Here is a 12,640-nt window from a genome sequence, read left to right as displayed (position 1 = left end):
CCGCTACACCGGCCGGATGTTGTGGTTGAAGCGGAACACGTTGTCGGGGTCGTACGCCCGCTTGACCTTGGCCAGCCGCAGACCGTTCTCGGCGCCGAGGCCCGCGACCACCCGGTCGGTGCCCTCGTCCCCGATGAAGTTGAGGTAGACCGCGCCGGTGGACCACGGCCGGACGTCGGCGCGGACGTCCCGGACCCAGGCGACGGCCCGCTCGTCGTCGGCCGGGTCCGCCCAGATCCCGAACGGGTGCACCGCCCACGGCGCGTCCCGGTAGGGCACCGGGTACTCGGCGGGGCCCGCGGCGATCGCGCCGCCCTGCGGGAAGATCAGATGCTTGGTGTTGGTGGGCACGGGCATGCTGTCCGCACGGGCGCAGTAGACGTCGACCAGCTCGTCCGGCAGGCCGGCCACGTACTCCGCCGACCAGTGGTTCCGCAGACCGGGCGGATCGTCCAGCATGCACTGCACGTCGGCGTACGGCATCGGACCGACCAGCTCCGCCTCGTGCGGGAGCGCCAGCAGCGGCTCGGCGAGTTTGCGCAGGTCCTCCTCGCCGCCCGCGTACGTCAGCAGCGTGGCACACACCAGCTTCCCGACCAGTTCCCCGGGGACGAACTCGTCGGGCGGGCCGGTGAGGTACAGCACGGCGCCGCCCGCCTCGTCCGGCCCGGTGCGGATGACCTCACGGAACGTGCGGACCGCGTCGGGGCCCACCTCCGGCCGGTGGAGCAGGAACGCGATGGAGAACGCCGGCAGCTCGTGCAGCTCCAGGACGAGGGCGGTCGTGATGCCGAAGTTGCCGCCGCCGCCGTGCAGCGCCCAGAACAGCTCCGGGTGCTCGTCGGTGTTGGCGCGCACCCGGCTGCCGTCCGCGGTGACCAGTTCGGCGCCGAGCAGGTTGTCGACGGCGAGACCGAAGGCGCGGTCCAGCCAGCCGGTGCCGCCGCCCAGGACGAAGCCGCCGACGCCGGTGGTGGAGGCCCGGCCGCCGGTGGTCGCGAGGGCGTACGGCTCGGCGGCCCGGTCCAGATGGCTCATCGTGGCGCCGCCCTGGACCCGTACCGCCTGCCCCACCGGGTCGACGGTCACCTCGTGCATCCGGCGCAGGTCGATCACGAGCGCCCCGTCGCCCAGCGCGGATCCCGCGACGCTGTGGCCGCCGCCGCGCACGGCGATGTGCAGGTCCAGGTCCCGTGCGAAGCGCACGGCCCGGACCACGTCGGCCTCGTGCGCGCACTGCGCGATCACCGCCGGCCGCCGGTCGATCATCGCGTTGAACACGGTCCGGGCCTCGTCGTAGCCCGGATCCCCCGGTGCGAAGACGTCACCCGTCAGGTCGTCGCGCAGCGCGGCCAGGGCCGCGCCCGCCTTCGAGAGGGAAGCCATGGCCGCCCCCTTCCAAAAAGGGGCAATTTTCGCTTCCCACCCTAGGGCCTGTCCGGCGGATCATGCCGCAGACGCGGGACTTGGCACGCCCTCCCCCACTCTCGGCTCCGCTCGAGCGGGGGGACCCCCATCGCGTCGACGCCCTCCTCCGCCTTGCAGCCGGACGCTCCCCCACGCTCGAATGAGCTCGCGCGGGGGCACCCCCATTCGCCCCGCTCACCAGCGCCGACGAGGCACCGCCCGTGCCCTGCGACCTGATCCGCCGGACAGGCCCCAGGCGGACACGGTCACCCGGTCGCGTTCAGCCGCCGTACGCCCCGGAAGCCGTCAGCCGCAGGGCCGTGTCGATCAGCGGGACGTGGCTGAAGGCCTGCGGGAAGTTGCCGACCTGGCGCTTGCGGCGCGGGTCCCACTCCTCGGCGAGCAGGCCGAGGTCGTTGCGCAGGGACAGCAGCTTCTCGAACAGCTTGCGGGCCTCGTCCACCCGGCCGATCATCGCCAGGTCGTCCGCCATCCAGAACGAGCAGGCCAGGAAGGCGCCCTCGTCGCCGGGGAGGCCGTCGACGCCCTCGTGCTCGCCCGTGGTCGGGTAGCGCAGGATGAAGCCGTCCGGCGTGGACAGCTCACGCTGGATCGCCTCGATGGTGCCGATGACGCGCTTGTCGTCGGGCGGCAGGAAGCCCATCTGGGGGATCAGCAGCAGTGAGGCGTCCAGCTCCTTGGAGCCGTAGGACTGCGTGAAGGTGTTGCGCTCCTTGTCGTACCCCTTCTCGCACACGTCCCGGTGGATGTCGTCGCGCAGCTCGCGCCACCGCTCCAGCGGGCCGTCGGCGTCGCCGGACTCGATGAGCTTGATGGTGCGGTCGACCGCGACCCAGGCCATGACCTTGGAGTGCACGAAGTGGCGGCGCGGGCCGCGCACCTCCCAGATGCCCTCGTCCGGCTCGTCCCAGTGGTCCTCCAGGTAGCGGATCAGCTTCAGCTGGAGCAGGGACGCGTAGTCGTGGCGGGCCAGGCCGGTCATGTGGGCCAGGTGCAGGGCCTCGGTGACCTCGCCGTACACGTCGAGCTGGAGCTGGTGCGCGGCGCCGTTGCCGACCCGGACCGGGGCGGAGTTCTCGTAGCCGGGCAGCCAGTCCAGCTCGGCCTCGCCGAGCTCCCGCTCACCGGCGAGCCCGTACATGATCTGCAGGTTCTCCGGGTCGCCGGCGACCGCCCGGAGCAGCCACTCGCGCCAGGCGCGGGCCTCCTCCCGGTAGCCGGTGCGCAGCAGGGAGGACAGGGTGATCGCCGCGTCACGCAGCCAGGTGTAGCGGTAGTCCCAGTTGCGGACACCGCCGATGTCCTCCGGCAGGGAGGTCGTGGGGGCGGCGACGATGCCGCCGGTCGGGGCGTACGTCAGGGCCTTGAGCGTGATCAGCGAACGGATCACCGCCTCGCGGTACGGGCCGTGGTACGTACAGTGCTCGACCCACTCGCGCCAGAACTCCTCCGTCGCCACCAGCGACTGCTCCGGCTCCGGCAGCGCCGGGGGCTCCTTGTGCGAGGGCTCCCAGGAGATCGTGAACGCGATCCGGTCACCGGGGGCGACCGTGAAGTCCGCGTACGTCGTCAGGGACTTTCCGTACGTCTCCGCCTCCGTGTCGAACCACACGGAGTCCGGTCCGGCGACGGCGACCGTACGCCCCTCGTGCTTGTGCACCCACGGCACCACCCGGCCGTAGGAGAACCGCATCCGCAGGGCGGAGCGCATCGGCACCCGGCCGGAGACGCCCTCGACGATCCGGATGAGCTGCGGTGCCCCGTCACGCGGGGGCATGAAATCCGTCACGCGGACCGTGCCGCGCGGGGTGTCCCACTCCGACTCCAGGATCAGCGAGTCGCCCCGGTAGGTACGCCGGGCGGCCGTGGGCGGCTGGGCGTCGGCCGCGTGGGCCGGACCGAGCCGCCAGAAACCGTGCTCCTCGGTGCCCAGCAGGCCGGCGAAGATGGCATGCGAGTCGAAGCGGGGCAGGCACAGCCAGTCCACTGTCCCGTCCCGGCAGACCAGGGCAGCGGTCTGCATGTCTCCGATGAGTGCGTAGTCTTCGATGCGCCCGGCCACGTGCAACTCCAGTCGAACGGCCACGTCGCCCCCCGGCAAAAATGGGGGCTGTCGCTGATGCGGTCAAGGGGTCGTTGTTGTGCGTCGTTGAGCGGTGAAGCAAAGCAGCCCGCCGAGCCCTGAGGCAAAACGACAGTCTTTGCTCAACGAACTGACGAGCTCTCGTTGTTCCGGTCCTTACGGGCGGGGGTGGTGCCGTGTTCTCCGGACGGGCTCGGCAGTGAGTGTCCGAGCAGGATACGACGCACGTAGATGATCTGCGTGCCGCTCCCCGCAACCGGTGTGAGCCGAACGAGTGAGCCATGGGTGAGAAACCCGTGGTCGTCGGGCATCCGTGTCGGCCCGTACGCGGAGCGTGGCCGGGAGCCATCGCGCCGAGGCGCTGATACCCTGGTAGCCCGTGGACCGGTGGGCACGAAACCCCCGAACCGCAGCGACGGCGCCTCCGCGAGAGCACCCTGACTCTCCGGGCCGGCTGCCGCAACGCAACACAGACCGCGACCACGGGAGCCCCCTCTTGGCCATGCCGCCCGCTGCTTTTCGATCCAGCTCAGCCACGACGACCAAGCACATCTTCGTCACCGGGGGTGTCGCCTCCTCTCTCGGCAAGGGTCTCACCGCCTCCAGCCTCGGCATGCTGCTCAAGGCCCGCGGCCTGCGCGTCGTGATGCAGAAGCTCGATCCGTACCTCAACGTCGACCCGGGCACCATGAACCCGTTCCAGCACGGTGAGGTGTTCGTCACCAACGACGGCGCGGAAACCGACCTGGACATCGGACACTACGAGCGCTTCCTTGACCGCGACTTGGACGGCTCCGCCAACGTCACTACAGGCCAGGTGTACTCGACCGTCATCGCCAAGGAGCGGCGGGGCGAGTACCTGGGCGACACGGTGCAGGTCATCCCGCACATCACCAACGAGATCAAGCACCGGATCCGGCGCATGGCGACGGACGAGGTGGACGTGGTCATCACCGAGGTCGGCGGCACGGTCGGCGACATCGAGTCGCTGCCGTTCCTGGAGACCGTACGCCAGGTCCGGCACGAGGTCGGCCGGGACAACGTCTTCGTGGTGCACATCTCGCTGCTGCCCTACATCGGCCCCTCCGGCGAGCTGAAGACCAAGCCGACCCAGCACAGCGTGGCCGCGCTCAGGAACATCGGTATCCAGCCGGACGCGATCGTGCTGCGGTGCGACCGCGAGGTCCCGACCGCGATCAAGCGCAAGATCTCCCTGATGTGCGACGTCGACGAGGCGGCCGTGGTCGCCTGTCCGGACGCCCGCTCGATCTACGACATCCCGAAGACCGTGCACGGCGAGGGCCTGGACGCCTATGTCGTCCGCAAGCTGGACCTGCCGTTCCGTGACGTGGACTGGACGACCTGGGACGACCTGCTCGACCGCGTCCACAACCCCGACCACGAGATCACCCTCGCCCTGGTCGGCAAGTACATCGACCTGCCCGACGCCTACCTGTCGGTGACCGAGGCGCTGCGCGCCGGCGGCTTCGCCAACCGGGCCCGCGTCAAGATCAAGTGGGTCACCTCGGACGACTGCAAGACCCCGGCCGGGGCCAAGGCGCAGCTCGCCGACGTCGACGGCATCTGCATCCCCGGCGGTTTCGGCGACCGCGGCGTGCTCGGCAAGGTCGGCGCCATCCGCTACGCCCGCGAGAACAAGATCCCGCTGCTCGGCCTCTGCCTCGGCCTGCAGTGCATCGTGATCGAGGCCGCGCGCAACCTGGCCGACGTCTCCGACGCCAACTCCACCGAGTTCGACCCGGCCACCGCCCACCCGGTGATCTCCACCATGGCCGAGCAGCTCGACATCGTCGCCGGCGAGGGCGACATGGGCGGCACCATGCGGCTCGGCATGTACCCGGCGAAGCTGGCCGAGGGCTCCATCGTGCGCGAGGTGTACGACGGCAAGGAGTACGTCGAGGAGCGCCACCGGCACCGCTACGAGGTGAACAACGCCTACCGCGCCGAGCTGGAGAAGAAGGCGGGCATCGTCTTCTCGGGCACCTCGCCGGACGGCAAGCTCGTCGAGTACGTCGAGTACCCGCGCGACGTCCACCCCTACCTGGTCGCCACGCAGGCCCACCCGGAGCTGCGCTCTCGGCCGACGCGCCCGCACCCGCTGTTCGCCGGGCTGGTGAAGGCCGCCGTGGAGCGGAAGATCTCGAAGTAACACGACAGTTGTACGGTGGCCGGGGCGCCGGCATTCAGAACGATCGCGCCCCGGCCGCTCACGCACGCGTGGAAGGGACAGGGCATGACGATCAAGGACACCGCCGAGGAGTGGGAGATCCGGGCGACGGAGACCCCCTTCACCGGGAACAAGACCTCGGTCCGCACGGACGACGTGGTCATGCCCGACGGCTCGGTGGTCCGCCGTGACTACCAGGTCCACCCGGGCTCCGTGGCGGTGCTCGCCCTGGACGCCGACGACCGCGTGCTGCTCATCAAGCAGTACCGCCACCCGGTGCGGCACAAGCTGTGGGAGATCCCGGCCGGTCTGCTCGACGTGCCCGGCGAGAACCCGCTGCACGCCGCGCAGCGCGAGCTGTACGAGGAAGCCCACGTCAAGGCCGAGGACTGGCGGGTGCTGACCGACGTGTACACCACCCCCGGCGGCTGCGACGAGTCCGTGCGGATCTTCCTCGCCCGCGGCCTGTCGGAGGCCGAGGGGGAGCGCTTCGAGGTCGAGGACGAGGAGTCCGACATGGAGCACGCGCGCGTGCCCGTCGACGAGCTCGTCCGTGGGGTGCTCGCCGGCGAGCTGCACAACAACTGCCTCGTCGTCGGCGTCCTGTCCCTGGTGGCCGCCCGCGGCGGCGACGGGCTCGACGCCCTGCGTCCGGCGGAGGCGCCGTGGCCGGCGCGTCCCTTCGAGTCCTGAACGGCCGCTCGGCCGTTCTGAACGACCGCTCGACAGTTCTGAACGACCGCTCGACCGTCCCGGGCGACCCGCGGGGGCTCTTCCGGTGTGACGATCGCTTGATCCGATCGGGGGACGTCCCCGCCGCGCTCCTCCCGAACCGTCGCAGAGCGTGAACTAGGCTCTGCGCGAGTGAGCCGAAGGGGCGTGCCCGGCGGGCGCCGGTGTGCGGTGTGGGACGGGAGTGTGGCCCGTGGCGAAGCAGGCGGTGGACACAGGCGGCGCGCGGCTGTCCGGCGACTCGGCCGCGAGGAGTCATTTCCTTGGGCGGACACGGGAGTTGAAGGAGCTGCGCGCCGACATCGAGCGCGCGGGCCTGGACACCCTGGCCGGCCGCAAGGCCCCCCGGGCGCGCGTGCTGCTCATCGCCGGCCGCCCCGGCTCGGGCCGCACGGCGCTCGCCGAGGAACTCGTCCGAAGGGTCGCCGACGGTTACCGGGACGGAGTGCTGCGGGTCCGGCTCAGCGAGCCCGACGGCAGCCCCGTCCCCGTCGAGCGCACCGCCCGGGAACTGCTCACCGCCCTCGGCGTGTCCACCCCGCCCGGAGCCGACGAGGACGAGCTGTCCGAGGCCCTGCGGGCCGCGCTGGCCGAGCGCAGCACGCTGCTCCTGCTGGACGACGCCGCCGGCGCCGAGCAGGTCGACGCACTGCTGCCGGACACCCCGGACTGCCTGGTCGTCGCCGTCTCCGGCGGGCCGCTCACCGGGATCGCGGACGTCCGCCCGTGCACCCTGGGCGGCCTCGACACCAAGTCGGCGCTGGAGCTGCTGACCCGCTGCACCGGCTCCGTCCGCGTCACCGTCGACCCGCGGGCCGCCGAGAACCTGGTCGAGGTGTGCCAGGCCCAGCCCGCCGCGCTCACCCTGGCGGGCGGCTGGCTCGCCGCCCGCCCCAAGATGGCCGTCTCCGACCTGGCCAAACGACTGCACGCCGAGGCCGACGACAGCGGCCCCCTGGCCCGGGTCTTCCGGTTCGTCTACGACCAGCTGCCCGGCCCGGCCGCCCGGATACTGCGCCTGCTGTCCCTGGCCCCGGCCGGTCTGGTCGACCCGCACACCGCCTCCGCCCTGGCCGGCTGCTCGGTCGGCGGCGCCGGTACCGCCCTGGACGACTTCGTCGCCCTCGGCCTGCTGCGGGCGGTGCCCTCCCCGATGCCGCAGTACGAGGTGCCCGGCTGCCTCCAGCCCCTGCTGCGCGGGCTGGCCGAGGCCCAGGACCGTCCGGGCGAGCTCCAGCTGGCCCGCGCGCGGATGCTGGAGCGGACCGTGCGGCTGCTGCAGTCCTGCCGGGCGAGCGCCGAGACGGACCAGCCCGAGCTGCGCGAGAAGCTCCAGGGCATGCCGTCCGAGCTGCGCTTCCCCACGCCCCGGGCGGCCGAGGACTGGCTCCGCGCCCGCCGGCCCGCCCTGCTGGCCGCGGCCCGGCTCGCGGTGGCCGACGGGGAGCTGGACACGCTGGCCCGCCGTCTGATGTCCCAGCTCGTCAGGGCCATGGCGGCGCACTTCGGCACCCAGGCGGCCGCTCCCGACCTGTACGAGGTGCACCGGCTGGTCCTGGACGTGGCCGAGCGCCGGAGCCTGCCCCGGGAGAAGGCCGCCGCCCTGCTGAACCTCGCCGACGTGGACGCCCGGACCGGCCGTACCCGGGAGGCGCTGGCCCGCTACCGGGCCGCGCTGGACGCCGGACGCGAGGCGAACGACCCGTACGCGACCGGTCGCGCGATGGAATCCGTAGGAGGCGCCCACCAGGAGCTCGGTGACCACGACCGGGCCGCCGACTGGTTCGGCCGGGCGCTCGCCCAGCGCCTGGCCCGGGGGGAGCGCGCGGACGCCGCCCGGCTGTACGGCCGTATCGCGGGCGCCCACACCTACGCGGGCCGCTACGGGGAGGCGCTCAGGAACTGGCGGGCGGCCGCCGCCGTGCACCGCAAGGACGGTGACATCGCGGCCCACGCAAGGGCGTTGAGCGAAGTGGCACGGGTCCAGGAGTACGCCGGACGGCCCACGGAGTCGCTGCGCACCTGCCAGGAGGCGGTGGAGTGGGCGCGGCGGGCCGACGACACCCGTCTGCAGGCCGCGCTCCAGCTGCGGCTCGCCGACACCCTGGAGCGCCTCGGCGACCCGACCGCCGCGCGACTGCACCGTTCGGCGGCCGAGCGCATGCTGGGGGAGGGGCCCCAAGCCGGCCCGGGTGACGAGGAATCGCCGGGACGGGCTGCGGATGCCTGCGAAATCCGCAGTACATCGACTGAAGATTGATGCAATGAAAGGCTAGACAGGCGGAACGCCTTCATTAAACTGGCTCTGCCGCGTACTCCCGCGGTGTCTCCCGGTGTGCCCCTGTGTGCCCGGGTATGCCTGGTAATGCCCCCATACCCTCTGAGCCAAGGACCGTGATCGACGTGAAGGTCGGCATCCCCCGCGAGGTCAAGAACAACGAGTTCCGGGTGGCCATCACCCCCGCAGGCGTGCACGAGCTGGTGCGCCACGGCCACCAGGTCGTCGTCGAGCGGAACGCCGGTGTCGGCTCCTCGATCCCGGACGAGGAGTACGTGGCGGCCGGCGCCGAGATCCTGGAGACCGCCGACGAGGTCTGGGCCGCCGCCGACCTGCTGCTGAAGGTCAAGGAGCCCGTCGCCGAGGAGTACCACCGCCTCCGCAAGGACCAGATCCTCTTCACCTACCTGCACCTGGCCGCGTCCAAGGAGTGCACGGACGCCCTGCTGGAGTCCGGCACCACGGCGATCGCGTACGAGACCGTCGAGCTGCCCAGCCGCGCCCTGCCGCTGCTCGCCCCGATGTCCGAGGTCGCGGGCCGGCTGGCCCCCCAGGTCGGCGCCTACCACCTGATGGCCGCGAACGGCGGCCGCGGTGTGCTGCCCGGCGGTGTCCCGGGCGTGCCGGCCGGCAAGGCCGTCATCATCGGCGGCGGTGTCTCCGGCTGGAACGCCGCGCAGATCGCCATCGGGCTGGGCTTCCATGTGACCCTGCTCGACAAGGACATCAACAAGCTCAAGGAAGCCGACAAGATCTTCGGCACGAAGATCCAGACCGTCGTCTCCAACGCCTTCGAGCTGGAGAAGGCCTGCCTCGACGCCGACCTGGTCGTCGGTGCCGTGCTCATCCCGGGCGCCAAGGCCCCGAAGCTGGTCACCAACGAGCTGGTGTCCCGGATGAAGCCCGGAAGTGTCCTTGTCGACATCGCGATCGACCAGGGCGGCTGCTTCGAGGACTCCCGCCCGACCACGCACGCCGAGCCGACCTTCCGGGTCCACAACTCGGTCTTCTACTGCGTCGCCAACATGCCGGGCGCGGTGCCCAACACCTCCACCTACGCCCTGACCAACGCCACGCTGCCCTACATCGTCGAGCTGGCGAACAAGGGCTGGGTGGAGGCCCTGCGCCGCGACGCCGCGCTGGCCAAGGGCCTGAACACCCATGAGGGCAAGGTCGTCTACCGGGAGGTCGCCGAGGCCCACGGCCTGGAGCACGTGGACCTCGAGACGCTGATCGGCTGAGCCGTCCGGTCGCCAAGTCGGCAACCGTCAAAAGGCGATACGTCAACAGTGGTCGTCAACGCGGCACACCCGGCCGGACCTTGAAAAGACGAGGTCCGGCCGGATGTGTGTATGGTCACGTGGCTTGCGGTCAACTCGCCTCGAACGTAACCCTTCGACCGATTCGCACACCGGTGAAACCTGCGGTGCGACGGCCGTACGCCCTTGACAGCGGGATGTTTCATTGCCGACACATCCTGCCGGGTCCGGCGGATTGTGTTGCTGCGGACCGCCGACACGCCATAGAGTCGCCAACCGTCGGCATGGTGCCACGCTGACCTGTCTAGAAGTTTCCTGGTCACCAAGGAGGTAAGACGACTTGTGAATGAGTCGACATTTTCTCCCGGGGGTGGTCAACCAGGAATGCCTGCGCGGGGCCAGGGCTCCACGGGGCTCGAGGCTGTCGGCTCCGTCGCTGTCCGAACCTTCGCAGCCCACCAGAGCCAGAGCAGCCCTCACACGGTTCTGTCAGCACACCAGAGCATGGATGGCCATCACGTGAACGCCATGGCCGGCGACGGAAGTGGCGCGCCCCGCAACCACTTCGCCGACTACGACGAACTGCCCGAAGGGCACTTCTACGACCCCGACGCCGAGTACGAGCCCGATCCCGAGTACGCGGCCACGCTCGCGCCCGACGCGGCCAGACAGCGCCGTGAGCGCGTCGGTCCGACCGGACGCCCGCTGCCGTACTTCCCGATCCCGGGCCCGCTGACCGACCACGGCCCCGCGAAGATCATCGCGATGTGCAACCAGAAGGGCGGCGTGGGCAAGACGACGTCGACCATCAACCTGGGTGCCGCGCTCGCGGAGTACGGCCGGCGGGTGCTGCTCGTCGACTTCGACCCACAGGGCGCGCTGTCGGTCGGTCTCGGCGTCAACCCGATGGAGCTCGACCTCACCGTCTACAACCTGCTCATGGAGCGGGGCATGTCCGCGGACGAGGTGCTCCTGAAGACGGCGGTCCCCAACATGGACCTGCTGCCCAGCAACATCGACCTGTCCGCCGCCGAGGTCCAGCTCGTCTCCGAGGTCGCGCGCGAGTCGACGCTGCAGCGGGCGCTGAAGCCGCTGCTGCCCGACTACGACTACATCGTGATCGACTGTCAGCCCTCGCTCGGCCTGCTCACCGTCAACGCGCTGACGGCCGCGCACAAGGTGATCGTCCCCCTGGAGTGCGAGTTCTTCGCCCTGCGCGGTGTCGCCCTGCTGACCGAGACCATCGAGAAGGTCCAGGAGCGACTCAACCCGGAACTGGAGCTCGACGGGATCCTCGCCACCATGTACGACTCGCGCACGGTCCACAGCCGTGAGGTGCTGGCCCGTGTGGTCGAGGCGTTCGACGACCACGTCTACCACACGGTCATCGGCCGCACGGTCCGCTTCCCGGAGACCACGGTCGCCGGTGAGCCGATCACCACGTACGCCTCCAACTCCGTCGGTGCCGCCGCCTACCGCCAGCTCGCCAGGGAGGTGCTCGCCCGGTGTCACGCCGAGTGAGTCTGCCCGGGGCCGACGAACTGTTCCGTACGACAGGGGGGATGGGGCTGCAGGCGTCCACTCCCCGGCGCCAGGCGGGCGGTGGCGAGGCCCGGGTGCCGGCTCCCGCCGGGGAGAGCGACCCGGCCGCCGCTGCGGAGGACGCGCCGCAGGCCGTTCCCGTGCAGAGCGGTGACGGCGACGGTGCGGAGCACGTGGCGGCGGTCGAGACGGAACCGGCCGAGGCCGGCGAGTCCCGCGAGCGCTCCGCGCGCGCCCGGACGGCGGCGCAGGAAGGTTCTGCCGCCGCCCAGCCGCGCAAGCGGGGCCGCGCCGCGACACGGCGGCCCAGCGGGCGCGAACGGCACGACGAGAAGATCACGGTCTACGTCTCCGCCGAGGAGCTGATGGACCTGGAGCACGCCCGCCTCGTGCTCCGCGGCGAGCACGGGCTGGCCGTGGACCGCGGCCGCATCGTCCGCGAGGCGGTGGCCGTGGTGCTGGCCGACCTCGAGTCCCGGGGCGAGGCGAGCATCCTGGTACGGCGGTTGCGGGGCCGCTAGGCCGCGTTTCCGCCGGCCGCGGGGCCGGACGCCCGAGAACTGGTCCGGGGGCGGCCGGTGGCCGGACGATCGCCTGGGCGGCGAGGGCCGTTGGGCCGACTCCCACGGGGAGGCTGCTCCTTGGACGCGTGCTGTGGTCGGCCCGGGACGGTGATCAGTGATGCGGGCTTCCACGGGTCCCGGCGGTGCCGGTGGGTGGTGGTCGGCTCCGCGGGCCGGAAACGATAGCCTGCGACGGCCATGACCTCGAACGACGTCCCCGCCCCCGGCGCACGCGCCGGCCGCAGACGTGCACTCGGTCGCGGACCGGGCGCTCCACGGGTCGACCCGGAGCCTGAGACGGGCCCGGACGCGGAGCCGGAGGCCCCGGTAGGCGATGCCGGCAGTGGGTCCCGGTCGGTGCGGCCCGGGTCGGTTGTCGAGACGGGCCCCGAGCGTGAGGCGCTCGCGGGGTCGGTGCCGGTTGCGGTTCCACCGCGTGCCGAGTTGGAGCTCGAGACGGGCCCGTACTCGGAGCCGGAGGCCCCGGTAGGCGATGCCGGCAGTGGGTCCCGGTCGGTGCGGCCCGGGTCGGTTGTCGAGACGGGCCCCGAGCGTGAGGCGCTCGCG

Annotated in this window: 8 protein-coding genes; 6 read left to right on the top strand and 2 right to left on the bottom strand. The window is 71.6% G+C overall.

Annotated elements, in window-relative coordinates; all coding sequences use genetic code 11:
- Positions 1-3 precede the first annotated feature (3 nt).
- Together ACFY0F_RS19295 and ACFY0F_RS19290 are read right to left on the bottom strand one after the other, a co-directional pair.
- Positions 4-1,386, bottom strand: a complete 1,383-nt coding sequence (locus ACFY0F_RS19295; RefSeq protein ID WP_388795201.1) for an FAD-binding oxidoreductase — start codon at positions 1,384-1,386, stop codon at positions 4-6.
- Positions 1,387-1,687: 301 nt separating this feature from the next.
- Complete coding sequence (locus ACFY0F_RS19290; RefSeq protein WP_388795275.1) at positions 1,688-3,490, bottom strand: glycoside hydrolase family 15 protein; 1,803 nt, start codon at positions 3,488-3,490, stop codon at positions 1,688-1,690.
- A 523-nt stretch (positions 3,491-4,013) separates the two neighbouring features.
- Here ACFY0F_RS19290 and ACFY0F_RS19285 point away from each other — a divergent pair.
- From ACFY0F_RS19285 to ACFY0F_RS19260, 6 genes are all read left to right on the top strand, one after another.
- Positions 4,014-5,681, top strand: a complete 1,668-nt coding sequence (locus ACFY0F_RS19285) for a CTP synthase (RefSeq protein WP_388795272.1) — start codon at positions 4,014-4,016, stop codon at positions 5,679-5,681.
- 84 nt (positions 5,682-5,765) lie between these two features.
- On the top strand, positions 5,766-6,392 hold the full coding sequence (locus tag ACFY0F_RS19280; protein WP_388795198.1) for an NUDIX domain-containing protein: 627 nt from the start codon (positions 5,766-5,768) through the stop codon (positions 6,390-6,392).
- A gap of 232 nt (positions 6,393-6,624) precedes the next feature.
- Positions 6,625-8,691: a tetratricopeptide repeat protein gene (locus tag ACFY0F_RS19275; protein WP_388795195.1), complete on the top strand. Its 2,067-nt coding sequence runs from the start codon at positions 6,625-6,627 to the stop codon at positions 8,689-8,691.
- Positions 8,692-8,825: 134 nt separating this feature from the next.
- Positions 8,826-9,950, top strand: coding sequence for an alanine dehydrogenase (gene ald, locus ACFY0F_RS19270; RefSeq protein ID WP_388795192.1), 1,125 nt, complete (start codon positions 8,826-8,828; stop codon positions 9,948-9,950).
- Between the two features lie 402 nt (positions 9,951-10,352).
- A complete protein-coding gene (locus ACFY0F_RS19265; protein ID WP_388795189.1) occupies positions 10,353-11,489 on the top strand; it encodes a ParA family protein in 1,137 nt (378 codons plus the stop codon).
- A gap of 41 nt (positions 11,490-11,530) precedes the next feature.
- Entirely contained in the window at positions 11,531-12,031 is a 501-nt protein-coding gene (locus ACFY0F_RS19260) for a hypothetical protein (protein WP_388795185.1), read from the top strand.
- Positions 12,032-12,640 lie beyond the last annotated feature (609 nt).

This window comes from Streptomyces sp. NPDC001544 (genome assembly GCF_042894285.1).
Lineage (GTDB): Bacteria > Actinomycetota > Actinomycetes > Streptomycetales > Streptomycetaceae > Streptomyces.
Note: the sequence above shows the minus strand (reverse complement) of the source record. Positions and strands in the feature narration are given on the sequence as shown.